Source organism: Prevotella disiens (assembly GCF_900454955.1).
GTDB classification, from domain to species: Bacteria; Bacteroidota; Bacteroidia; order Bacteroidales; family Bacteroidaceae; genus Prevotella; species Prevotella disiens.
On record NZ_UGTL01000001.1, the window covers coordinates 798,017 to 823,490 of the forward strand.

Sequence of the window (25,474 nt, forward strand, 5' to 3'; positions counted from 1 at the left end):
GGAGAGGTTTTTAAGTTTACCTTTGCAACCTACTAATTCCGTCTTTCCTAACATTTGTTACGCCTTTTATTTTATTGAAATAGGTAATCGCCTTCTCTATATCCCAATCTTCTGGAGTTTTAATCGTCAAACTATTAAACTCTTTATGGTCGTAAACAATTTCGCAATCTTTCTTTTCAATTGCTTTTTTCAAGGCTTTATCGCCTTTCTTCTCATCGTAATTGATAATCAATGTGTGATTTTTCTGCGCTCCAGTGCTTTCTTCATCGCCACTATTGAGTATTTGTTCCATGATAGGACACTGCGCCGAAACGCTTGACGAGCAAGCTAAAAAGATGCTTGCTGCTACTAAACTTAATTTTAAATTGTTCATATTTTTATTGTTTTTGATTATTGGACGAGTCGGACTGGCCAAACAGGTCGGACTAGTCAGACAAAGGGAACTTTAAGCCTATGGGACTTATTTCCTTTAAGTCTTTTTTTACTACTATTCTTATGTTTTCTTTCATTTCATCGAATGATAGTTTATTGTCTTCTTTTCGTTGTTCTTTTTCTTCGGGTGTTTCCTGCGCTTCTTCCTCTTGTGGCAATTCTTCAGGAACATTCCTATCAAGGAAAACTCCTTCGTTTTGGTAAGCATAAATTATTCTTGCTCTGTCGGCAGGGTCAAGTATAAAGCGGCGCAATATGTCTGATAGGTTTGTTACAACAAATCGTTTCTTTTGTTCTTCGCCTTTTATTGTTTTCAAAAACGCTGCTGCCTTTGCCTTGTCTATTGTGCTTATCAATTCTTTCAGTCTGCCTTCATTGATATTCCCTTCGACAACCTTGTCTATCAAGTCTTTTAGTCTATTAAGCTCTACGCCCAAAGCCTCAGCCAAACTGAAAACCAACTTATCGCATTCTTGTTTCTGATATTCAAGAATATAGTCTTGCATGGTTTTCCCATGACTTACAATAAGGTCGCCACTTTCTATATCGTGCAGAATGCGTTGTGCTGTGCGCTGGTCTTGTTGCGAATAGCCTGCAAAAGCAGTATGCAATTCCGACAAAGCCGCTTTTACCAAATCGCTGTCGGCTCCTGTTGTATAAAGGTCTTTTACAAACTTCATGAACTTCGAATTGATATACTCCGCATCGATAGTTCCTGCGCCTGTTTCGGTAATGTATGCGTCCAATTGGTAAACATCATCGTCGCCATCGTCGCCGTCATTTGGTTTCTTTTGGAAGAGTTCACGATAGCGAGCCAACAACACTTTGTAGGTTTGCTCGTCTATCTCCATTTTCAACGTAACATAACCATTAGCGTGTTTAAACTCATATTCCGTATTTTCCCAAACAAAACCCTGCATTTTGGCAGCCTCCAATTGTTTTGTCATCTCGCAAAACTCCTTTGCAAACTTCCTTTTTGCTGCTTCGGCTTGTGGCAAAGTGGCATAATACTCAATGCTTTCTGTCGTAAATAATTGGTCTATTACTCGAAACGCTGTGTTTATCTTTTCTAATTTATCCTCCAACGTATCGGTAAACACCAACAAAGGTTGGTCTAATTACAATTGTTCATTGACTACTACAAATGTAAGAACTTTATTGCAAAATACGCTTACATTAAGCAAAATAATAGCCCTTTTAAGGGAAAAAGACAATTATTCCATGCGGTTTTAGCTAATTATTAAGTTGTTTTGCCTAACTTTGCAGCTATAATCAAAGTCAATTACATACCAAAATCAAAATGAAAGAATTGGAACTTAAATACGGTTGTAATCCAAATCAAAAACCATCACGCATTTTTATGGACGAAGGCGAATTGCCTATCGAAGTGCTAAATGGTCGTCCTGGTTACATCAACTTCCTTGATGCACTGAATAGTTGGCAACTTGTCAAAGAATTAAAAGCTGCTACGGGCTTGCCTGCTGCTGCTTCCTTTAAACACGTTAGTCCTGCTGGGGCTGCCGTTGGTTTGCCTTTAAGCGATACATTGAAGAAGATTTACTTTGTTGATGATGTTGATTTTAAACTCACTCCATTGGCTTCGGCATACGCACGAGCAAGAGGTGCCGACCGTATGTGCTCCTATGGCGACTTTTGTGCCTTGAGCGACACTTGCGATGAGGCTACAGCACGATTGATTAACCGCGAAGTGAGCGATGGCGTTATTGCGCCTGGCTACACGCCAGAGGCACTCGAAATCTTCAAAAAGAAACGTAAGGGCAACTATAATGTCATCAAAATTGATGCAAATTATACGCCTCAACCCATAGAACGCAAACAAGTGTTTGGCATTACTTTCGAACAAGGACGCAACGAGGTAAAACTCAACGACCCAGCATTGTTTGAAAACATACCAACCCAAAATAAAACGTTCACCGAAGAGGCAAAACGCGACCTTATGATTGCCCTTATCACGTTGAAATACACCCAGAGTAATTCGGTTTGCTATGTGAAAGACGGACAAGCTATCGGTATTGGAGCAGGACAACAGAGCCGCATTCACTGCACCCGTTTGGCTGGAAGCAAAGCCGATGAATGGTGGTTGCGCCAATGTCCTAAGGTGATGAACCTTCCGTTTAAAGAGGGAATACGCCGTGCCGACCGAGATAATTCTATCAACATCTATATTTCGGACGAATACGAAGATTTGCTTCAAGAGGGTACATGGCAACTTTTCTTCACCGAAAAGCCAGAGACATTGACCATAGAAGAGCGCAAAGCATGGATAGCAAAGAACACAAAAGTAGCTTTGGGTTCGGACGCTTTCTTCCCTTTTGGCGACAATATTGAGCGTGCGCACAAGAGTGGCGTTGAATACATAGCACAAGCGGGCGGCAGCATTCGCGACGACCATGTTATTGATACTTGCGATAAGTACGGCATTGCAATGGCATTTACAGGCGTTCGTCTGTTCCACCATTAATAAAATAGATTGGGCAATACGCGCAAAGTCCAATAATATAAACAGAAAGAATAATAAAAATGAGCGAAATTGATGAAATCATAGAAGGCGGAATGGTTTTCCGTGGTGCACCAAAGCCCAAGGTCGATGATGGCAAAGTGAAGACCAAAGCCAAGAAAAAGAAGTATATTACAGGGGCGCATGGCTCTGGTAGTGCCAAACAGAAGGCTAAATATCGCCAACAAAGAGCCAATCGCCACAAGTAAATATTACACTTCATGCAGATGCACATCGCAAACAGACTAAAACAGACTGTTTTTTTGCTCAAAACCTATTGTTTTGCATTCCAAAACAATAGGTTTTGAATTTTTATCTTTTTATTTGAAGGCGATGATATTCTATTTTACAAAGTATATCTCCCCTATTTATCCCTCTTCTTAGAAAAAAGAGAGCAAGATGCTTGGTATCTTTATCCAAAGAATCTAATGTCCCATAATTGCTTATTAACGATTTATAAGTATCGTAATTAGCTGGAACATAGTGGTATTTTGTTGCCATAATAAAAGAATAGTAGAATATTTTAGAAGGATCGTGTTGGTAGTAGCTTTGATAATTCTCTAAAATACTTTTATAGGCATTTGTATCTCCACGTTCTATTACATTTTTCTTTTCCTTATATAAATTAGCAGCATCAGTATAACGTACATACGGATAGCTTATTAAATTATCATAATGGAGTAATAATCCAAATAAAAACATTATGGCAAATAAAATATATTTCTTCATTACACTAAAAAAAAATTAATCGTTAGCTAAACTATCTAATTGCACATCGTAGAAATCTCTACCGTCCATTTGCATGCCAAATAGATGATCTTTCATATCGTGAGTCTGGGACGCACGTTTCACATAATCTAAAAGCATATCATTAAAAAAGAAGAGGGTATTATCGTCCATAACTGCATGTTTATGTAATATATTTTCTAAAAAACTATATGTATAACCAAAACCTAAAAGAATATTATACCGATTAGCTGCAATAATATCAAAATAAAGTGCTTCGTTACGAGCAACGTCTAAACCATCATAGTAAAACCTTATCGTTTCATAATTTTTATATCCGCCATGTTTAATAAATTGCTGCTTACATTTTTCAATTTTTTCTTGTTCAGGATAAGGCGTAGCAACCACTTGATAAAATTCTTCGTGAAACATTCTTATCATAGCATTACAGAATATTCCTAAGAAAAAGAATAATAACGAAAGTAGAATATTTTTTTTACAAATCATATTATTTAGGGTCTGCTGAATTATTATCTCTTCACAGACAGAGGGTAGCAGACGTAGCCCCTCATAGTGACGATAATGATGAAAAACCACCAGATTTCGGTCAGGGCAAGACAAAGTTCCCTGAGGAACTTCATCACGTTTTTAACGAAGTAGCACATTCCTGTCCAGCATCGTGCTGTATCTGGAAGCTTGGCTCTTATGTCATTGGCTCGATAGATTCTCTTGCCAGTACCGAATGAGCATTCGATTTCATTGCGCTCCCCGATGGCTTTGGCCATTCTGGATTTCATCTCATCTGAAGGAGGATCCTTCGGTGGTCGCCCTAACGGTTTGCAGTATGAATGGATTTCAAAATCCTCAAGTATATCTCGGTTTGACCTGTTTAGGTAAATCTTATCCGCAAGGATGGTGGCCGGAAGATAGCCGAAGCGTTCTTTGAAAAGTTGAATCTGTAGCAAGAGATCCTGGCTCTCGTTGTAGGCATCCCAGCTGTGGTGGTCGATGAACGTATAGCCCTCGACTATGCTTGCACCTATCTTGGCCCCGAACTCAGTCCTTGCCTTAGCCTTTCCACGGACAATGGCACGGACGTGTGGCTGAAAGATGCTCAGTATGCGGTCTGCACAAGTATGAGTCTTTGACCTGTACATCTCCTCCTGCTGATGGTACATCGTGAGGATTGCAGTCAAGGTGCGTTTCTCATATAGGAATAGGCTCTCGTAGTACGTCTTGTTCTTTGCAAGCAAGTCCATTAAGATGCGGATGTCCTTGCGCAAGTAGTTGAGCATCACCCCGATAGTATCACGCACCATCTTGCCTTTCTTCTTGGCTTTCTTGACAAGCTGAAGGTATGCCTGACGTGCATGCTTGTAGTTCGTGCGTGGCTTGTGCAGCTCAAACATCTCGCACACCTTTATAATATAGTCGGTAACCTTGCGGCAACCATCATGTATTATATCAACGTCAACAGGATAACGCATCTCTGCATCGGCACAGGTAGCATCAATCTTCAGCACTCCCTTGTGCTCGCGACCTTTTGAGTCGGTGAAGGAAGCGGCATTCGGATCCTCTGGTTTCGGAGCCGGCGGGTCCTCATCATTCCTCTTCGCCTCTTCTTCTTCACGCTTGCGTTTCTCTTCAAGAAGACGCCTCTGCTTGTCGAGAAGCTTGACTGTCATCTTGTTGAGTTCTTCCTCTGAGATTCGCTTGCGTATCGTGACGAATAGGCTCGGGTCGAATATAGGCTTGTCGGTGAACTCATGCAATCCACAAAAGTACTGCATGTAGGGACTCTCTCTGATAATCTCGATGGTCTCGGCATCACTCAGGTTTAGTTTGTGCTTGATAATCATTGCGCCGAGAATCATGCGTGCCGGCTTGTTCCCTGCACCTTTCTTCTGATTGTCCAACCTTGAGTTGTATTCCTTCTCAAGTTCTGTCCATGGAAGAAGGTCACCGAGAGCCACCCATCGGTTTGTCTTGTCCAACTCATCAAGGGATGAGCGGAGCAAACCGAGGTCAAGTTGCTTGTATTTTGGAGCGTAAAACTTCATCTTGCTATGGATTTAACTATATAAAGGTACGATTTTCTAGTTAAACAAACAAAGAAATAAAGTTATATAAACTTAAATATCAGAGAGTTATAAATTATTCAGTAAACACTATTTAAATAAAGTTCCTATCTTATTGATCAGACTATCCCAATTATTGCTCAGTCTATCCCATAGTGTAGAATAATTAAAACCGCGAGAACCTGGCTGTCCCTTACTCTTAAAATCACCAGAATATTTCGTATAATATTCTCCATTCTTATATGCTTTCCATACACCTACATCGTTTTTGTATCAATAGTTCGTTAAAATTTGAGTATATGGCTGGCAGCCTAAGGCTGCGTAGCCATATACTCAAATTTTAACGAACTATTGTTAATTACTTGAACAACATTTTTCATTTTACAAAGCATTCAAGAGTAATACGCTGACCACCAAAAGTAAAAAAGCTGCCAACAGCATTAAACGTGTATTCTTTTGCCATTTCTTTATTATTTCAGGTGGTAATTGCTTAAATTCTTTGAAGTATAAACGATACTTCTCTTTGTGTATTACAGAAAACCAAACTAATAATTCAAAAAAAATTGTAGAGTAAAAATCATAATCTGATGAATAAGAAATATGAAATATTTTATAAATTAAATTATGAATAATAAGTAATTGCATCACAAGAATTGGAGAAAGCCACATCATAATAATTCCAGAATTCAAACTTGGACTGTAAGCAGGTAATAATCGCTCATATTTAACACAAAAAAGATAAATGACATAATGTAATATATTAAGATTATATTCTATTTTTTTCCACATAATAATTTATTTATAAATCTCATCAACAATATTTTCTCCCACTGATTCTCCTAAAATTTCACCGCAATATCCGCCTAAAAGTGAACCGATAACGGAACCTGGTATTGCACCAATACCACCAAACCATGAGCCAACACCTGCCCCAATCGTAGCACCATGAGTAGCACCGTAAATACTAAAGCCTAAACCAAAGCCACTACTTGATGCTGCCTTCGCTGTATGATATCCAATTTGACCTCCATCTTGTTCATAACCTTGCGTAATCCTATATACAGCGACCCCAACCGAAAGACCACAACCTAAATTTGTCGCATATCTTCCATACTTGTAAGTTCCACTCAATTTATCTAATCTATTTACTAAGGTCGTATTTTGCTTAATTTGTGCAGAAAAGGCAGCACTAACAACTGCTCTTCGATAAACTTTAGAACCAAATCCTCCTATTGTTCCAAGTCCCCATGTATTAAAAATATTTGTGAAATCAAAAAAAGAAGATAGATTTTGACTTGACATAATTGGCGTATAGTCAAAGGCTGTTTTCATAATACCATTGCTCATAAAATTGGCATTATCATATAATGTGATATTTTCACCAGTAGTAGCAATGTACGAATACCCCAAAGGTCTGTAAATAGCAGATTTGCCATAATATAGTTGTGCCGTTTCTTCGTCTATAATACGTCTATCATACTTCATTTGTGTGTCACTTTGCACCCAATCCATCTCCATACCATTTGGGTCTATCCGATTCATAGGATTATTTCCACAATACGCATAAGGACTGACATTATAATACTTCTCCGCTAAAGGATCTACCACATGCCACCTACCCAAGGCTGCATCATAGTTGCGAGCACCATAGTCGTACCAATCTAAACCATTAATGCGGTCGAGTTCCTTACCATTATATTTGTAAGTCTGCGTGTCGCCACCCGTACTTTCGCCCATAAGTCCACCAAAGGTCTTATAATTAATTACTTGAACAACATTTTTCATTTTACAAAGCATTCAAGAGTAATACGCTGACCACCAAAAGCAAAAAAGCTGCCAACAGCATTAAACGTGTATTCTTTTGCCATTTCTTTATTATTTCAGGTGGTAATTGCTTAAAATCTTTAAAATATAAACGATACTTATCCTTATGCAATACAGAAAACCAAACTAATAAATAAACCTTAATTCCGCAACACTATTATAACTTAAACTTTTTAAGTACCTGAGCAACAAAAAGTTGCCCAGGATTTTGCCATGTCAAAGAATTCACTTATCTTAGTGTTGCAAAACAAGCAAGCAAAACTCTGATATGGCATGGCAAAAATACATATTAAATCCGATAAACTCACTCCTTTTGGAGGAATATTTTCAATCATGGAGCAATTTGACTCCACATTGTCATCTGTAATCGACTCGACCCTCGGTCTAAGGTGTAGATCATTCGGTTATCAGTACAGCGAAATCATCCGTTCACTCATGAGTATCTACTTCTGTGGTGGCTCATGTGTTGAGGATGTCACTACTCATTTGATGAGCCATCTCTCGCTTCATCCGACACTTCGAACTTGTAGCTCTGATACTATCCTCAGAGCGATAAAGGAGCTGACGCAAGAAAACATTTCATACACATCAGATATGGGCAAGACCTACGATTTCAACACGGCTGACACTCTCAATACTTTACTGCTCAATTGTATGTTTGCATCTGGCCAACTGAAAGAGGACGAGATGTATGATGTTGATTTCGACCATCAGTTCATAGAGACAGAGAAGTATGATGCAAAGCCTACATACAAGAAGTTCCCTGGTTATCGCCCTGGCGTGGCGGTTATTGGCGACTTAATCGTTGGCATTGAGAATAGCGATGGCAACACAAATGTTCGTTTTCATCAGAAGGACACGCTGAAGAGGTTCTTTGAGAGATTTGAACAGAACGGCCTTACTATCAATCGTTTCAGAGCTGACTGTGGATCATGTTCCGAGGAAATCGTAGAAGAAGTAGAGGAACACTGCAAATCCTTCTATATCCGCGCAAACCGCTGCAGTTCGCTCTACAATGAAATCTTTGCTCTCAGAGGTTGGAAAACTGAGGAAATCAATGGCATTGAGTTCGAATTGAACTCTATCCTTATTGAAAAGTGGAAGGGTAAAGCATACCGACTTGTGATTCAAAGACAGAAACGGTTGGATGGTGTATTGGATCTCTGGGAAGGAGAATACACATACCGTTGTATCCTGACTAACGACTATGTATCTTCCGTAAGAGAGATTGTCGAGTTCTATAACCTTCGAGGGGGAAAGGAACGTATCTTCGATGATATGAACAATGGTTTCGGATGGGACCGATTGCCCAAATCCTTCATGGCAGAGAACACCGTGTTCCTTCTTCTTACAGCACTTATCCGTAACTTCTACAAGGCCATTATCCAAAGACTTGATGTAAAGAGGTTCGGACTCAATACAACAAGCCGCATAAAAGCGCTTGTCTTCAGGTTTGTCTCTGTACCAGCAAAGTGGATCAGGACATCAAGGCAGTATGTGCTGAATATCTATACTTGTAACAATGCTTACGCGGATGTGTTCCAGACAGATTTTGGATAACGCCTACAATTTATGGGTATGATACTGCGTATTGCCTCAAGTCGCATTGTGGGGTAAGGGGATGTTGTAGGCTGAAGTGGGGGATTTCAGTTCTAATTATCTGCAAATTCAGTAATGAGAGGATGTGTACACGCAAGAAGGACGTTGAAAAGTTAAGTTGCGGATTTGAGGATAAAATGGGATCGTAATTACTAAAAATAATTCAATGATAGGTGGATGATTATTTACTTTGTAAAACAATAAGTAACTGTTAAATATAATGATTGAAGGAATTACAGTCAGTATCATCAATATATTTCCAGAATTATGACTTGGACTATAACCTGGTAAAAAACGCTTGTATTTTATACAATATACATATATAACATAGTGGAATATGTTCAAATAGTATTCTATTAATTTCATATACGACTTATTGATAGAAAATTTCATTTACTATATCTCCTATACCCTTTCCGATTTTATCACCCAAATATGTTCCTATAATTCCTCCAATAATAGAACCTGGAATTGCACCAAATCCTCCACATAAATAGCCTATAGTAGCTCCCAACTTGGCTCCTTGAGTTCCACCATAGATTCCCATACTAATTCCGAAGCTATTTTCAGCTATAGCCTTTGTGGTATTATAATGAATTCTATAACCATCCTGTTCATAACCTTTAAAAATATTAAAAGCTCCAGTAACAATGGATACTCCAGTTCCTAATTTTCCTATCTTTTTTGCATACTTGTAAGTTCCACTTAATTTTTCTAAACTATTTACTAAGGTCGATTTTTGATAAAATTGTGCAGATAAGGCAGTGCTTATAACTGACGCTCTATAAGCATTAGAACTAAATCCCCCTATTATTCCAAGCCCCCAAGTGTTAAAATTATCTATAGAGTCAAAAAAAGGAGATAAATTTTTACTTGATATAATTGGCGTATAGTCAAAGGCTGTTTTCATAATACCATTGCTCATAAAATTGGCATTATCATATAATGTGATATTTTCACCAGTAGTAGCAATGTACGAATACCCCAAAGGTCTGTAAATAGCAGATTTGCCATAATATAGTTGTGCCGTTTCTTCGTCTATAATACGTCTATCATACTTCATTTGTGTGTCACTTTGCACCCAATCCATCTCCATACCATTTGGGTCTATCCGATTCACAGGATTATTTCCACAATACGCATAAGGGCTGACATTATAATACTTCTCCGCTAAAGGATCTACCACATGCCACCTACCCAAGGCTGCATCATAGTTGCGAGCACCATAGTCGTACCAATCTAAACCATTAATGCGGTCGAGTACCTTACCATTATATTTGTAAGTCTGCGTGTCGCCACCCGTACTTTCGCCCATAAGTCCACCAAAGGCATAGTAATGGTTCACCTGTTCCACCTCGCCATTAGCATTCACCACCATACGATTATTGCCCAAATGGTCTTGTAAGTAATAGTGGTAAACAGGTGTATCGTCAATCGAAGTGATGTAACCACCATCGAAATTCAAGCGTGTTGGGTAACCACCATCGAAATTCAAGCGTGTTGGAAATACAGATAAAGACTTTTCCATGAAATATTGTATGTTATCTGCGTATACATCAAAGCCTCGCCATTCTAAAAAAGCATTTTCAGGTAGAGTAGTTGAGCCCATAGGCACATATATATTGACAGGAGAAATTATGTGGCTTACGCTCAACTTTCTCCCCACAGCATCATACCCATAGTGGGCTTGGTCTCCGTGGCTATATTGTATCATTGACGGCAAATTTAGAGAATTATATTCAATTTTTGAAATTTTCTTGTTAAAATCTTGTGTCATGTTGCCATTGGCATCATAAACATACTCCGTTTCCGCATCAGCACCATCGACAAAATGAAAAGCACTATAATAAGTCACGGAGGAATCGGCAGTATCCGTAACCTTCATAAGTTGGTTATTATTGTAGACATACGAAAGATTGTCTATCAGTCCAAAGCCATTATCAGATTTCCCATATCGTTGGAGCGTTGTGATATTGCCCACCTTATCATAATCAATAAGCTCATCGTATTTGTTGTTCAAAACAATACCCTTGCCCTCACCATAGAGAGCTCTAAAAGAGAACGATTTCGTTAAGCCAGACGAAGCATGCAAATGAGCAAAGCGAAATTTGTACATGCTCGTGGCGAGAAATCGCACTTTGAAAAAGAACTTCTTCTGACGATGGTTAAGCATCTTGGCTTAATACACGAAGGAAGCAGCGTTGATTTAGCCCAAGTTTAACGGGCATAATTATTTTTCATAAATTTTCAGTGTGTTTTGAGGGTTTCAGGTTTGCTAAGTACTTAATAATCAGCCGTAGCGTTTTCTGAATACGGAGTAAATCTGATTTGTAGGACACCAGCATATCAATTTTTTTTTGTTACTTTGCACCTATGCACGCAAATGTACAGACACGTTTTAATCCGGCAACTGGTGAAAAGGCTCTTTATTATAGACTAAAAGAGTCATATCGTGACGTGGCTGGACACGTACATTCGCTCATTCTGCTCAATATTGGTTTTGAACCTTCTCTCACAGCCTTGCAGGTGAGAAGGATTGCTTTTGCACTTACAGAGCGTTTTAAGAACAGAGGAACTAATTCTTTATTTGGCAAGCATTTGGAGGGACTTACTGAACTGGAACAGGCTAAGGCGGATGAGTGGTGGCAGCGGATGAAAGAGGAAGGTGGAATTGATAGATTCGATAAGAAGGAACAGAAAGCAAGAAAGGAGTCTGAACGTTATATCGATCTTGCTACGGCAGAACATACTGACGCAAGGAATGTTGGTGCAGAATGGCTCTGTAAGCAGACCATTGATAAGCTGGGACTGGAAGAGTTCCTGCGTGACCAAGGATGGAGCAACCATTCTATCCACACCGCACTCTCTGCGCTCATCATCCGGACTGTGTATGCCGTGTCTGAACGTTCCTCGTATTATTATCTCAGGGATAATTCGGCTGCCGCCGAACTTTACACTGGTTCGCAAGACTGGACTCCGGGTATCAATGCCCTGTACAAGGTAACGGACAAACTCTATGAACTCAAAGAGAAGATAGAATGTCACTTGTGCAATGTAACAGATAACCTTTTTAATATAGATAACAAGCTGATGCTCTTTGACTTGACAAATTTCTACTTTGAGGGTAGTAAGCGTGAAAGCAAGAAGGCACAGTTTGGTAGGTCAAAAGAGAAGCGATCAGATTGTAAACTTCTCGTCCTGGCCCTGTGTATCAATAAGGAGGGCTTCATACGCTATTCTTCTATCCTGGAAGGTAATACGGCTGACCCTAAATCACTGCCTGATATGATAGATACGCTGGCAGACAAGAATCCTGTACAAAAAGAAAAATCGCTTATTGTGATGGATGCAGGTATTGCAACCGGAGAGAATCTAAATCTTATTAAGGCAAAGGGTTACAACTATCTCTGCGTATCTCGCACCAAGCTGAAAGATTACACGCTCAGTGAGGACCATAAGAGCGTGATGGTAAAAGACGCCCGAAAGCAAACAATAACGCTCAACAAGGTACACACCGAAGGTGAGGACTACTATCTTGAGATAACCTCTCCATCTAAGGCTATGACCGAATCGTCAATGAACAAACTTTGGCGTGAAAGGTTTGAGACAGAGCTGAAGAAGATAAATGATGGTATTGCAAAGAAAGGTGGAACGAAACTCTACGAGAAGGTTGTAGAGCGTACGGGACGAGCCATACAGAAATATCCTTCTATCGCAAGATACTATGCGATAGACTACATTAGAAACGAAGAAAAACCAAAGGAAATGCTACGTGTAGACTGGAAGCTCAAAGACCTCTCAGCCATCGAGTCCGGACACGGCGTATACTTCCTACGGACCAATGTAGAAACACTCGACGAGCGTACCACATGGGACTATTACAACCTCATACGGGAAATCGAATGTACCAACAGGCAGTTGAAGACCGACCTGAACCTCCGTCCTATATATCATCAGACCGATGACCGGAGCGATGCGCATCTTTTCTTCGGTCTGCTTGCCTACTGGGTGGTAAATACCATCCGCTGCCAGTTGAAGCGAGAAGGCGAATCCTGCTATTGGACCGAAATCGTGCGGAGGTTGAGCACCCAGAAACTTGTAACCACGGAAGGTAGGAACCCGTTAGGAGACATCGTACAGATGCGACAATGCAGCAATCCCTCAAAGCAGGCAACTGCTATATACGATAAATTAAAACTGAAATATGCACCATTCAGAAAAATAAAAATTTGTAGGACACAGAGTCCATAGCCAAAACTGAAAAAGTATAATAATAGCAAGATTCTACGATGATAGGTGTTAAACTTGGGTTAGACTTTGACCACCAGTTTATTCCTGCACACAAATACGATGCAACATATTCTTATAAAGGCGATTATGGTTACTTTCTTGGCTGGGTACACCTGCCTTTCTCCTTTCTTGAGCAGAACACCGTCTTTATGCTCGTTACAGTAATGTTGAAGAAGTTCATATTACACTTCATCAACGTACCTGCCAAATGGATTAAGACAAGAAGGAGATACGTCTTAAACCTATACACACCCAAAAAGTATTATATCAAGATTTTTAAAGAATAGCTTCAAACTCTTTGCTGAATTTTATCTTCCCCATTCCCTATGGGTAAGGGAACTTGTGTCCAATAACCAACCTATTTGTGGTAAGTTGAGCAAAAAATGACAAATCGAACTTTCTTGTAGGGTTAAATGAGACGCAAACAAGTTTTGAAACAAATAAGGAAATTGTTTGCGGAAATAAGGTAATTTTACACTTGCTGGTTGAATCTGCGATATATTTGGATAAAAATTTGCATGTTAAGAAAAATAAAGTTATCTTTGCAGTATTAATAAAATTAATAAAGAAATGAAAAGATTATTTTTAATTGGGATAATGGCTTTAGCAGCTGTTTCAGGCTTTGCACAAGATGTAAATAGAGTGGATAAGTTGAAGGAACAACAGAAAGTGTTGAAATTAACTTCTAAATTAAACAAACTTCAGCTCGACTTAGAAAAAGAGAAGGCTACCTACAACAACCTCATAAGCAAGGCATCTGAAGTGAATGCAGAGGCAAATGTTGTAACAACAGAATTTAATTCGTCGGACGCAAAGAGCACTGTAAAAGATGCAAAGGAGACGATTAAGGTTTTGAAAGAAGCAAAAGCTGTTAACAAAAAGTTGAAGAAAGCTCAGAAAAAGACGAATAAAATAGAAAAGAAAATAGTCAAATTGCAGGCTCGTATAGATGAACTGAACAGGAAAATAAAATTTGTAGACCAATAATATTGACGGCGAACGCAGCATTATAGTGCGTTTGGGGCGTATACATTTATATTTCAGACAGTGCCCTATGTCCTCTTTCATTGAGGATATAGGGTTCTTTCTTTCTGTTATTTTTGCTTTTGGAATTTACTTATCTTTTAAAGATTAGCATATAAAAAGTATAACAATTATAAAAAAGCGGCTACAAGTTTTGCTATAAATCAGTTTTTAGTTATCTTTGCAAGTAAGAGATTAGTAAAAATAAAAACAAAACATGGAAATATCAGAAAGATTTATTAATTATACTAAGTTTGACACACAGTCAGCAGACGAATCTGAAACTGTGCCAAGCACTGCGAAACAACTCGTTTTCGCAAAGTATCTCAAGGAGGAACTTGAGCGTGAAGGACTGAAAGAAGTTGAAATGGACGACATGGGCTACATCTACGCTACCTTGCCAGCCACTACTTCAAAGAAAGTTCCTACAATTGGTTTCATTGCTCACTACGATACCGCTTTAGACGCAAGTGGTGCTAACATCAAAGCACGCATTGTTAAGAATTACGATGGCGGCGATATTCAGCTCAATGAGAACATGGTTTCATCGCCAAAGCAATTCCCTGAGCTCTTAGACCACAAGGGCGAAGACCTCATTGTAACCGATGGTACAACGCTTCTTGGTGCTGACGACAAGGCAGGTATTGCTGAAATCGTACAAGCAATGTGCTATTTGCGCGACCACCCAGAAATAGAACACGGCAAGATTCGTGTTGGTTTCAATCCAGACGAAGAGATTGGACGTGGCGCACACCACTTCGATGTAGAGAAATTTGGTTGTGAATGGGCTTACACCATGGACGGTGGCGACCTCGGACAATTGGAATATGAAAACTTCAATGCCGCTGGTGCAAAGATTCACATCAAGGGTTTGAGCGTTCATACAGGTTATGCAAAGGGCAGAATGGTCAATGCAAGCCGTTTGGCAATTGAGTTTAACGAAATGTTGCCACAAGACGAAATCCCTGAAACAACAGAAGGTTACGAAGGATTCTACCACCTTTTGGGCATTGATAGCCGTTGCGAAGAAGCAAAATTAAGCTACATCATTCGCGACCACGACAGAGAGAAGTTTGAAAATCGCAAGAAAATGATGGAGAACTGCGTGAAGGCTATGAACGAAAAGTACGGAGAAGGTACGGTTGAGATGAACATGAACGATCAATATTATAACATGAAGGAAAAGATAGACCCAAATATTCATGTTATCGACCTTGTACTCAAAGCAATGGAAGAAGCCGAGGTGAAACCATTGGTACAACCTATTCGTGGCGGTACTGACGGTGCTCAACTCAGCTTTAAGGGACTTCCTTGTCCAAACATCTTCGCTGGTGGAGTGAATTTCCATGGTCCTTACGAGTTCGTTTCTATCCAAGTAATGGAAAAAGCTATGCAAGTAGTCATCAATATTAGTCGTCTAACCGCAGGTTACAACGATTGAAATGCAGCAATAGCAACAAAATTGCTAAGAAAAATTTGATAGAGGTGGACTCCAACTAATGACGATGTTGGAGCCCACTTTCTTATATAAAATCCTTTTTTCCACTCAAACACATTATTATGGCAGAACTTCCAAACCTTGTAACCGACCTTGCACTTATCCTTGTAGTAGCAGGTTGTGTTACCTTATTATTTAAAAAACTCAAACAACCTTTGGTTTTGGGCTACATTGTGGCTGGCTTTTTGGTTTCGCCACACATGCCTTATATCATGAGTGTTGTAGACGAAGCCGACATAAAGACATGGGCAGACATTGGGGTAATCTTCCTTTTGTTCTCCTTAGGATTAGATTTCTCTGTGAAAAAGATTCTCAAAATGGGTGCCTCCCCTATCATTGCAGCCTGCACCATAGTCTTCTGCATGTTAGGGTTAGGTATTACTGTTGGTCATGGCTTTGGTTGGAAACAAATGGATTGCATCTTTCTTGGCGGTATGTTGGCAATGAGTTCAACGGCTATCATATATAAAGCCTTTACCGATATGGGGCTATCGCAACAGGGGTTTGCTACAACAGTGATGAGTGTACTCATATTGGAAGATATTTTAGCCATTGTCATGATGGTGATGTTGAGTGCCGTAGCAAGCGGAAATAGTCCCGATGGAGTGCAATTGATAGAAAGTTTACTGAAAATAGGTTTCTTTCTTATTCTTTGGTTTGTCATTGGTTTGTTTGCCATTCCTTTATTTTTGCGCAAAGTCAGAGGCATACTCAATAGCGAAACCCTCCTTGTCTTGGCTTTAGGACTTTGCTTTCTCATGGCAGTTATCTCTACAAAAGTAGGTTTCAGTGCAGCTTTCGGCTCGTTTATCATGGGTAGTATATTGGCAGAAACCATTGAAGCTGAAAAAATTATCAAAGTGGTTGAGCCTATAAAGAATCTTTTTGGCGCAATTTTCTTCGTATCTGTGGGCATGTTGGTCGACCCTAAAATCCTTGTTACATATGCAGTTCCTATTGGTTTATTGGTTATAACGATTCTTTTCGGGCAAGCTCTTTTCGGAACTATGGGTTATATGTTTGGTGGGCAGTCGCTTAAAAACGCTTTACGTTGTGGCTTTTCAATGGCACAAGTGGGCGAATTTGCTTTTATTATTGCTACTTTAGGATTGTCTTTAGGTGTCATCAGCAAATTTCTCTATCCTGTTGTGGTTGCCGTTTCTGTTGTAACCACCTTCCTTACGCCTTACATGATTCGTGCAGCCAACCCTACTTACGATTTTATTTTGCGACATTTGCCAAAACAATGGGCAAGACGTGTGAACCATATAGAAGTGGGGACACCTCAAAACTTTTCGTCTGACAATCTTTGGCGCACACTTATTCGTGCTATGGTTGCCAATACGGTCGTTTATAGCATACTTTCAGCAGCCACTATCATCATTATGTTTTCAATCGTTTTACCAATTTTACGCAGACTTTCAATAGAAATAACGGGCGAACATTGGGTTGGAAATGCTATTTGCGGACTCCTCACTACTCTCCTCATTGCTCCTTTTTTGCGTGCTTTTGTGATGAAGAAAAACCATTCCGAAGAATTTAAAACACTTTGGACACGCCACCGCACGAATCGCTTGCCATTGGTGTTCACCGTTTTAGTACGAATGTTCATTGCATTGATGTTCATTTTCTATATTTGCAACTATCTTACTCGTTTCAAAAACGCTTTGCTCATTGTCATTGCCATAGGTCTTTTGACGTTGATGATTCTTTCACGCAGCATGAAACATCGTAGCATAACTTTGGAACGCTTGTTCGTGCAAAATCTTCGTAGCCGTGAAATTGCAGCACAGGTAAACGGACAACGCAAACCACGATTTGAAGGACACTTATTAGACAGGGATATTCACATCGGAGAGTTTGAAATAACAGAAAATTCCTTGTGGGCAGGCAAATCGTTGAACAAACTTCAATTGCGCAATCGCTTTGGAACGCACGTCAGCAGCATTCTTCGTGGCACACAAAGGTTGAACATACCGAAAGGAAATACCATTATTTTTCCGAACGACAAGATACAAGTCATTGGCAACGACCAGCAGCTTGCAGCCATTTCAGCAGCTATGCGACAAGAAGTAAAAGCAGAAGATTACGACATAGAGAATCGAGAAATATTGTTAAGACAAATTCTTTTGTCCGACAACAATCCTTTCATTGGCAAAGCATTAACCGAAAGTGGCATACGCGACAAGTATAATTGCATGGTGGTAGGCGTAGACGAAGGGCAACCGCAGATTACGCTTATCAATCCAGCCCACATTCTTCAAGCTGGCGACATTATTTGGTTGGTAGGCGAAAAAGAAAATATCAAGCAAATAAGAATAGCTAACGGAGAGGAAGAGAAGAAATAATCAGCTAAAAATCAAATGACAGTTCATAGTGTCAAAGAGTTTTCCTATCGAATACTCACAGCTTTTCATAGGGAAACTTTTTGAAACTGATATAGTGTGTTCGATTAAATAGCCCCAAAAAACTTGTAAGATATATTGTTTCTTTTTGAAAACATGCTATACCACTGGGAAATAATAAGTTTTAAACATCAAAAGAGATTTTAATGCGTATAAGTCTGTAGGAAAATGCTCGACAATAAACCACTACAAAAGTGTTTTTATGAAAATATATTGTATATTTGTACTTGCTTGTTGAATGCACCACTTCTTTAATTGGAGTGAAACATTTAAAATTAGAAAAATGAAGAATATTCAATTTGTGCTTATAGTTGTGATGGTTTTGTACGCTTGTTCACGTCAAAACATTTACAAAGATATTGTTGGTACATGGAATACTAATAATGGAGAAAAAATAGTTTTCTACAAAAACGGAGTATGTAGTATAAAGAATGTTGATTTTTATCAAATCAATCCTTTTCCACAAAACAAGGGAATTAAAATAAATACGAATAAAGATTTACCCATTTTTAGGTATTGATAGTTTATAATATTAACCCTACCTTTGCACACAAATTGTATATTTACATACAAAAGAACTTTAAATGATACCAAAAAGGAAGAGAAATAAAACTATGGGGCAATGCCCTAATACAGAAAGTGCGCTGTCAGAATTAAAGACAGCGCACTTTATTTTTGAACAATTATGGATAATATTCGTTTTTACCACACTTCTATTATGAAAGAGACAAGAGTCAAGAAGAAGCCATCGGCAGGAGTATTAAGGAGAACTGACGTGCGGTTGCATGGCAAGAGGCTTTGCTTGGCATTGCTTTGCCTGCTGTGCACAATGACAATCTCAGCACAGAAAGCCATCGTATATGGACAGATTACCGACGACAAGACTGGCGAGCCTATTGCTGGCGCAGGGGTTTCGATAGCAAAAGATGGGAAGGGAACGGTTGCTGATGCCAATGGCCGCTATATTCTGAATATTCAAGGACGGCAGCAAGTGCGATTGAACTTTCAATATTTGGGCTATAAAACAGAAAGTCGGGAGATAGTATTGCACGACAGCGTGTGCTGCAACATACGCTTGAAGCCCGTTGACAACGTGCTGGACGAAGTAACAGTAACCACCCGAAGCGAGATGCGGAAGCTAAGAGAGTCTGCTATGCCCATATCTGTTATCGGGCAGCGGCAACTGCAAGGCACAGCCTCTAATATCAACGACGTGCTCGCTCGCACCGTAGGCGTTACGGTGCGGAACACTGGTGGCATGGGAAGTGCGTCGCGTATATCGGTTCGTGGATTAGAGGGAAAGCGAATGGGTATGTACGTTGACGAGGCACCTATGTCGCAACTCAGCAACTTCGTGGCACTGAACGATATTCCTACAAATATGATCGAACGTATAGAAGTATATAAAGGTATCGTCCCTTACAAGTTTGGCGGTTCTGCATTGGGCGGGGCTGTCAATGTTGTAACAAAGGAATATCCACCCATTTACTTGGATTTTTCTTACGAAATTGGGTCGTTCAATACTCATCAAGTCTCTTCCGTACTGAAACGAACCAACCGCAAGAGTGGCTTGCAATTCGGTGTTGGCGGTGTGGTGTCGTATGCCAAGAACAACTATAAAATGACTTTGGCTAATCTTGACGGCCGTATTGTTGAGCGAGACCACGACCGTTTCAACAAGATAATGGGAGGTATGTCGGTAAAAGCTACCCAATGGTGGTTCGACGAGATGAAGTGGGAACTCATTTTTATGAAAACTCGACAGGAAATACAGGGCATTGACCTTAACGTACGAGAGGCTTATAACCATTCAATCAACTACGTTACAGCATTGACACTGAAACGTAAAAACTTCTTTTTAGATGGTTTGGACTTCGATTTCAATGCAGGTTACATCATCGGCAAATATGGATTGTGCGACAAGGCTGAACATCGCTACGACTGGGACGGCAAGGTGCTTCCTCCCGTTTCATCTTTTGGAGGCGAGCAAAACAACTTTGCGTCAGACGGCAACAACCGTTCCAACGAACTGGCGGCAAAGCTCAATATGGGCTATACCCTTGATATGCACCACGCATTGAACCTTAACATTTACGCAGACCATAACTCCCTGCACCCTAACGATTCACTGATGGATAAGTCGTTGGGCTTCCGTGCCAACTTCCCAAGCAAGATGAAAACGCTGACCGTAGGACTTTCGTACGACCTAACACTCTTCGACGGACGCTTTCAGAATGCTTTTACATTGAAGGATTTCCTCTTTTCATCTCACTCTCGCAGCATCGACATCTTCTCTGTGAAGGAGCCTCAACCTGTGAAAACCTCCAAAAACTACATTGGATTCAGCAATGCCATGCGCTATAAATTCACAAACGACTTGATGCTGAAGGCTTCTTTCAACTCGGAAGTACGTATCCCGACAAGCGAAGAACTCATAGGCAACGGTTATTCGATACTCGCCTCGCCAGCATTGAGACCCGAACGCACATCAGGAGTAAACCTCGGGCTTCTCTATCGCCACATAAAGGCAGATGGAGGACTTATAGAAGTAGAGTTGAATGGCTTCTACAACCAGTTGGAAGATATGATACGCTTCACCCCCGACATGATTCCAACTATGGCACGCTACCGAAACTTCGGCAGTGTACGTACGAAAGGAGTAGAGTTGGAAGCCAAGGGCGACATCTGCCCACTTCTCTATCTCTACGCAAACGGAACCTATCAAGACCTTCGCGACGTCCGAAAAACAATCCCAGGAACAGAGGTAGAGAACCCTACACGCAACAAGCGCATTCCCAACGTACCTTATCTGCTTGCCAACTTCGGTGCCGAACTGCACAAAGAAAACCTCTTTGGTGGCAGCGGACAGAACACACGGCTGCTTTTCGACGCTTCGTATATACACCAATACTTTTACGATTTTGAGGTTAGTAAGTACCAAGAACGCAAAATTCCAACCTCAATGACAATGGACGCAGCCTTAGAACACAGCTTCTGCAACGACCGTTGGACGATTACTTTCAAGGTTAAAAATCTTACCGACCGTCGTATTGTTTCTGAATTAAACCGCCCGTTACCAGGTCGCTACATAGGAATAAAGGTGAGATACCTATTTAAATAATTAATTAATAAACATATAAAACAATGAGAAATTTAAGATTTATTCTTCCCGCTATCGCAATGATGGCACTCGTAAGCTCATGCAGCCACAACGACGAACCTACACCAAAACCCGTCGAACCTACACCAAACCCCGTCGAACCTACAGGAAAGGCGTTCAAGGGAATTATCTTTGCCGCTGGTATCACCAATCCTGAGGGAAACAGTGGTAGCGTTTACATGCAGAGTCTCCCCGATATGGTGCCAGGAAACTACGACAACAGCAATGGTATTCCTGTAGGATTCGGTACCGCTCCGATAGTTGCGAAATCGGGAAATATCTATGTTTTGCCAGACTATATGGGCAATACAAAAGCAGAAATTACACGTTATAGGATATATTCCGACAACAAATGGCACAAGAAAGGCGCACTGCAGATACCACCAAAGGCAGCCGCATGCTGCGTAACTGAACTGAACAGCGAGAAAGCATACGTCAGTTTGCAGGGTTTAGGCAGCATAATAGTGTTCAATCCTACCACTATGACCCGTATTGGGGAGATTGATTTGAACGGTCTTAAACAAGCAGAAACGAATGTTGCTCCTGCAGCTATGGTCATACGAGATGGTAAACTTTTCATCGGTCTCAACCAAATGAACGCACAATTCATGCCAGCGCGCAACAATATAGAGCTTGCAGTAATAGACACAAAGACCGATAAAGTAGAGAAACACATCGTCAATACTTCGTTGGAAATGAGCTTTGCCACCCGCCCCATCGACCCAGGCTCTATCTTTATAGACGAAAACAAAGACATCTATATTAACTGTATCGGTTCGTTCGGCTTTATCCCACAATTCCATGGCGGTATTGCACGTATCAAGAACGGAACTACCGAGATAGACCCCGACTATTGCATACGCCTCGACCAAGTAGAAGTAGCAGGACTGCCAACGAAGTTTGCCGACTTCTTCTCTACATTCTACTACGCAGGTAACGGAAAGGTCTACACCTATGCCAATTCGTTTGCCCTCGACTCAAAGGGTTTTGAAAATCCTTATGTAAGCTTTACCAATATACCTGTTGTAGTTGATTTGAAACAAAAGACAATGAGTACTATCGAAGGAATGGAGATTTCCAACCCACAAGGCATCGCTATTGGCAAACACAGAAACTTGCTTGTATTCGGCAGTTCCAACAAGAAGGCTAACGGCTTCTATACCTACGACCCTGCAACAAAGAAAGTAGCAGGACCAATTATGCAGGTAAAGGGAAATCCAAGTTTCTTCCATAGCTTTGCAGAATAAGACAATCAATCGTGCCTACTATTTACTAAAAGCTACTGTCTATGCAAATACAGAAAGACGAGATACGCAACCGGATACTTATCGTTGCAAGCAACGAGTTTATGAAGAACGGTGTGAAGCATACGTCCATAAAGACTATTGCAGACAAAGCTGGGGTAGCAGTAGGCAATGTATATAATTACTACAAGAGCAAGGACGACTTACTGAAGGCTGTCCTTGCTCCTCTTTTCAAGGCTTTCAAGGATTATCGCAGCAAAACTGGCGGCGAAGAATATATAACGCTCGACATTTTTCACCATGAATTCTACTATGAGATGATGCGCGAACAGGTGGCATCGCTGATTGTTCCCTTTCGGAAAGAGTTGCGTTTACTTATATTCGAAACAGCCGGCACATCGTTGGAGAACTATTTCGACCAACTATTGGAAGCGACATATACCGACGGAATAACTTATCTCTCCCGCATAAAAAGCCTATTTCCACATATCAATTCAGACATTTCCCTACACTTCACCCGCATTCTTTGCGATTTGTGGGCAGGTGTCATTAGGCATATCGTTACCCACGATGACTTAACCGAGACTGAAATAAACCAAATCATTACCGACTATATACATTTCACCCTTGGCGGCTGGCGCGAACTGATGGGTATTGAATAAAGGTAAATGAATACTACGGAAACCTTTTGGGCAAGTCTTAACACTCTGCTGGTAGAACAACACGCAAGAGAAATAAAGAAGGATAAACACTTTCGGCTTGTAAAGATATTTCTACTAAAAAATGATAATTTCGATTTGGCATTGCGAAAGCGGCTGTTTTGCACGGTAAGATAATTATAAAAATATATCTATCTGAAAATAAAGAAGTTACATTGTTAGTGAAACTAAACAGGTAACGATTTGGAAACGAGCGAGCTACTTGGCTTCGCTGTTTTCTGCCTAACAAAGAACGCTTGTTATTCCGTTTGCAAAGATAATACTTTGTTACCGAATAGCAAGCGTTTTTAATGAGATATTCTTCTTTTTGCATTTTTGTTCAGATTTTGTTCAGATTAGGGTTATAATCCTCTTCCACGTCTTTTCTTTCTGTTGGCTTGGTTTCTAAGTTTGCGCTGCCACGCTGTTTCTGCATAGTCATCGCCTTGCGAAGTTGGTGTCATCAAATCGCCCAATACTTCCACTGCTTCATCGACTGCGCTAACGGTTGCATCTGCTATTGTACCGATAGCCTGTGCTATCTGCGGAGTTTCTTCTGATGCTCGTGAGATTGAGGAACAGCTTTTGGGTACAAGTTGATAGCCTGTATCAGATTGTTCTTTCTTTTCTGTTGCCTCTTGTATCGTTAGGCATGGTTTCTTTGGTTCTTCCTTGTTGGATGCTTCAAAGTTCTTCAGCAAAGAACGGTAGCCGAACTCCCTGCCGATTTCGGAAGCCTTGAAAGTTTGTCCTGCGTATGAGAACTTCAAGCCATAGACCTTGCCCTGCTTGTTCCTCAAACGTTCAATGGTTACGCCACTCTTACTAAGGTCGTAGAGGAACATGGAATGCCCCGTGACGCCTGTTCCTTTGTACTTGTCAAGCAGGGCATAACAGATTTGCTGCACCTCTTTCTTGGTTTGCTCTCTCGTTGGACTTGCTTTTGTCTTTTGATATTTCTTTTCTGCCTTGACCTCCTTTGCAATGGTCAAGCCTTTCTCTCTGCTTATTTCCTCCGCCACTTTTGCTGCCCTATTGCTCACAAAGGTGGTGTCATAGACCTCTCCGTAAAGGCTGATACGATTGGCGATGATGTGAATGTGTCTATTATCAGTGTCCTTGTGCGTTACCGCCACCCATTGGTGGTTGTCAAGTCCCATTCGCTTGGCAAACAGATGGGCTATTCCCATAAGCTCGGATACAGGCAGTCTTTTCTCGTCTTTTGGCGCGATGCCTATTTCTATGCGGAGGAACTTATTCCTGCACCGTGTGTTGTACTCGCTGACCATCTTCATTTCCTCATAGATAGTCTTTGGATCTCTGCTGCAAAGATTGTGGAAGGCAAGCCGATAACCGAGCTTGCCTTCTCTGAAAATATAGTCCAAAGCTGTGCTTCCGTGTGCTATCGCCTTACATTTTCCTATCATTTCTTGTTAGATTTAAGACCTTATATACCTCATCGTCCACACGAAAATGCGGGTCGTAAAATCGCTTAAATGCTTCTTTGGCACATAGCGAGAGGTTCTTTGTGATATGTAGCCAATCTTCGTCCTTGACCTTGATGAGGTTGGAAACCTGCCCATAGAATCTTCCTGTATGTTGGAGGATGGCAATGGCTTCCCTCTCGTTGTCGGTCATCTTGGGGACGGCTATTATCTCGCCGTTAAGGAGTATTTCCCGACAATAATCGGAGAATTTCCGTCCCGTGCTTTCCGCCCTTGATTTGATACGTTTCTTCTCTTCACTGGTACATCTTACCTTGATGAACTCCGTTTTGTTCATCCGCTGTTCTTCTTTATCCTGTTGCTGCCATCGGGCAGCTTTTCCTTTATATCTGTTCATATAAGTTTCCTTGAAAGTTTATCATTGTAGATGATTCATTGTTTCTTAATTCCTGAATACTGACCGATGAGAACGGAGTGATTACGGTCTAATCTCCCCGATAGTCTGACGAGGGGAGCAAGAGCAGTTTGTGGGTA

General features: G+C 40.6%; 23 protein-coding genes and 1 pseudogene. 13 read left to right on the forward strand and 11 right to left on the reverse strand.

Going from position 1 to position 25,474, the window contains the following annotated elements; all coding sequences use genetic code 11:
• Window positions 1-16: 16 nt before the first annotated feature.
• Window positions 17-373 (reverse strand): hypothetical protein, encoded by a 357-nt coding sequence (locus DYI03_RS03485; protein WP_025064664.1) that lies wholly within the window; start codon window positions 371-373, stop codon window positions 17-19.
• Between the two features lie 52 nt (window positions 374-425).
• Complete coding sequence (locus tag DYI03_RS03490) at window positions 426-1,532, reverse strand: type I restriction endonuclease subunit R, EcoR124 family (RefSeq protein ID WP_021669454.1); 1,107 nt, start codon at window positions 1,530-1,532, stop codon at window positions 426-428.
• A 200-nt stretch (window positions 1,533-1,732) separates the two neighbouring features.
• Here DYI03_RS03490 and DYI03_RS03495 point away from each other — a divergent pair, with 200 nt between their 5' ends.
• Both DYI03_RS03495 and DYI03_RS03500 read left to right on the forward strand, forming a co-directional pair.
• Window positions 1,733-2,914, forward strand: coding sequence for a phosphoribosylaminoimidazolecarboxamide formyltransferase (locus DYI03_RS03495; RefSeq protein ID WP_021669452.1), 1,182 nt, complete (start codon window positions 1,733-1,735; stop codon window positions 2,912-2,914).
• Window positions 2,915-2,973: 59 nt separating this feature from the next.
• The gene (locus DYI03_RS03500; protein ID WP_021669451.1) at window positions 2,974-3,159 is read left to right on the forward strand and encodes a hypothetical protein; all 186 of its coding nucleotides are present in this window, start codon (window positions 2,974-2,976) and stop codon (window positions 3,157-3,159) included.
• Between the two features lie 103 nt (window positions 3,160-3,262).
• Here DYI03_RS03500 and DYI03_RS03505 read toward each other — a convergent pair whose 3' ends face one another.
• From DYI03_RS03505 to DYI03_RS13930, 5 genes are all read right to left on the reverse strand, one after another.
• The gene (locus DYI03_RS03505) at window positions 3,263-3,679 is read right to left on the reverse strand and encodes a hypothetical protein (protein WP_021669450.1); all 417 of its coding nucleotides are present in this window, start codon (window positions 3,677-3,679) and stop codon (window positions 3,263-3,265) included.
• Between the two features lie 15 nt (window positions 3,680-3,694).
• Window positions 3,695-4,108 carry a hypothetical protein gene (locus DYI03_RS03510; RefSeq protein WP_025064667.1) on the reverse strand — a complete coding sequence of 138 codons (414 nt, stop codon included), beginning with the start codon at window positions 4,106-4,108 and terminating at the stop codon, window positions 3,695-3,697.
• Between the two features lie 98 nt (window positions 4,109-4,206).
• Window positions 4,207-5,736 carry an IS5 family transposase gene (locus tag DYI03_RS03515; protein WP_115367858.1) on the reverse strand — a complete coding sequence of 510 codons (1,530 nt, stop codon included), beginning with the start codon at window positions 5,734-5,736 and terminating at the stop codon, window positions 4,207-4,209.
• A 399-nt stretch (window positions 5,737-6,135) separates the two neighbouring features.
• Window positions 6,136-6,543, reverse strand: a complete 408-nt coding sequence (locus tag DYI03_RS03520) for a hypothetical protein (RefSeq protein ID WP_025064918.1) — start codon at window positions 6,541-6,543, stop codon at window positions 6,136-6,138.
• Window positions 6,544-6,549: 6 nt separating this feature from the next.
• The gene (locus DYI03_RS13930; RefSeq protein WP_394366016.1) at window positions 6,550-7,539 is read right to left on the reverse strand and encodes an RHS repeat-associated core domain-containing protein; all 990 of its coding nucleotides are present in this window, start codon (window positions 7,537-7,539) and stop codon (window positions 6,550-6,552) included.
• 312 nt (window positions 7,540-7,851) lie between these two features.
• Here DYI03_RS13930 and DYI03_RS03530 point away from each other — a divergent pair, with 312 nt between their 5' ends.
• On the forward strand, window positions 7,852-9,138 hold the full coding sequence (locus DYI03_RS03530) for an IS1380 family transposase (RefSeq protein WP_115367883.1): 1,287 nt from the start codon (window positions 7,852-7,854) through the stop codon (window positions 9,136-9,138).
• A 412-nt stretch (window positions 9,139-9,550) separates the two neighbouring features.
• Here the strand turns inward: DYI03_RS03530 and DYI03_RS03540 are convergent, their stop codons facing one another.
• Window positions 9,551-11,293 carry an RHS repeat domain-containing protein gene (locus DYI03_RS03540; RefSeq protein WP_244916332.1) on the reverse strand — a complete coding sequence of 581 codons (1,743 nt, stop codon included), beginning with the start codon at window positions 11,291-11,293 and terminating at the stop codon, window positions 9,551-9,553.
• Between DYI03_RS03540 and DYI03_RS13840 the strand changes: the two genes are divergently transcribed.
• The 10 genes and pseudogenes from DYI03_RS13840 (at window position 11,270) to DYI03_RS03585 (ending at window position 23,459) form a co-directional block, all read left to right on the forward strand.
• Entirely contained in the window at window positions 11,270-11,398 is a 129-nt protein-coding gene (locus tag DYI03_RS13840) for a hypothetical protein (RefSeq protein WP_262510444.1), read from the forward strand. The two genes, DYI03_RS03540 and DYI03_RS13840, sit on opposite strands and share 24 nt — an antisense overlap.
• 152 nt (window positions 11,399-11,550) lie before the next feature.
• On the forward strand, window positions 11,551-13,428 hold the full coding sequence (locus tag DYI03_RS03545; protein ID WP_115367885.1) for an IS1634 family transposase: 1,878 nt from the start codon (window positions 11,551-11,553) through the stop codon (window positions 13,426-13,428).
• Window positions 13,429-13,568: 140 nt separating this feature from the next.
• A pseudogene (locus DYI03_RS14015) lies at window positions 13,569-13,754 on the forward strand (IS1380 family transposase); the annotation flags it as partial.
• Between the two features lie 283 nt (window positions 13,755-14,037).
• A complete protein-coding gene (locus tag DYI03_RS03555; RefSeq protein WP_004354862.1) occupies window positions 14,038-14,454 on the forward strand; it encodes a hypothetical protein in 417 nt (138 codons plus the stop codon).
• Window positions 14,455-14,707: 253 nt separating this feature from the next.
• Entirely contained in the window at window positions 14,708-15,931 is a 1,224-nt protein-coding gene (pepT, locus tag DYI03_RS03560) for a peptidase T (protein WP_021668877.1), read from the forward strand.
• A gap of 119 nt (window positions 15,932-16,050) precedes the next feature.
• Window positions 16,051-18,336 (forward strand): cation:proton antiporter, encoded by a 2,286-nt coding sequence (locus tag DYI03_RS03565; protein WP_021668875.1) that lies wholly within the window; start codon window positions 16,051-16,053, stop codon window positions 18,334-18,336.
• Between the two features lie 340 nt (window positions 18,337-18,676).
• Window positions 18,677-18,913 carry a hypothetical protein gene (locus tag DYI03_RS03570; protein WP_147287660.1) on the forward strand — a complete coding sequence of 79 codons (237 nt, stop codon included), beginning with the start codon at window positions 18,677-18,679 and terminating at the stop codon, window positions 18,911-18,913.
• A 198-nt stretch (window positions 18,914-19,111) separates the two neighbouring features.
• Window positions 19,112-21,514, forward strand: a complete 2,403-nt coding sequence (locus DYI03_RS03575; protein WP_021668872.1) for a TonB-dependent receptor — start codon at window positions 19,112-19,114, stop codon at window positions 21,512-21,514.
• A 23-nt stretch (window positions 21,515-21,537) separates the two neighbouring features.
• Complete coding sequence (locus DYI03_RS03580) at window positions 21,538-22,800, forward strand: NHL repeat-containing protein (protein WP_021668871.1); 1,263 nt, start codon at window positions 21,538-21,540, stop codon at window positions 22,798-22,800.
• 41 nt (window positions 22,801-22,841) lie between these two features.
• The gene (locus DYI03_RS03585; RefSeq protein ID WP_004354881.1) at window positions 22,842-23,459 is read left to right on the forward strand and encodes a TetR/AcrR family transcriptional regulator; all 618 of its coding nucleotides are present in this window, start codon (window positions 22,842-22,844) and stop codon (window positions 23,457-23,459) included.
• A gap of 37 nt (window positions 23,460-23,496) precedes the next feature.
• Here DYI03_RS03585 and DYI03_RS13605 read toward each other — a convergent pair whose 3' ends face one another.
• Genes DYI03_RS13605 through DYI03_RS03605 form a run of 3 tightly spaced genes read right to left on the reverse strand, consistent with a single transcriptional unit; the run spans window position 23,497 to window position 25,337 of the window.
• Complete coding sequence (locus DYI03_RS13605; protein ID WP_199898201.1) at window positions 23,497-23,829, reverse strand: hypothetical protein; 333 nt, start codon at window positions 23,827-23,829, stop codon at window positions 23,497-23,499.
• Between the two features lie 28 nt (window positions 23,830-23,857).
• Complete coding sequence (locus DYI03_RS03600; RefSeq protein WP_115367889.1) at window positions 23,858-24,922, reverse strand: relaxase/mobilization nuclease domain-containing protein; 1,065 nt, start codon at window positions 24,920-24,922, stop codon at window positions 23,858-23,860.
• Window positions 24,906-25,337, reverse strand: coding sequence for a plasmid mobilization protein (locus tag DYI03_RS03605; protein ID WP_115367890.1), 432 nt, complete (start codon window positions 25,335-25,337; stop codon window positions 24,906-24,908). The genes DYI03_RS03600 and DYI03_RS03605 overlap by 17 nt, the downstream gene beginning before the upstream one ends.
• Window positions 25,338-25,474: the final 137 nt, after the last annotated feature.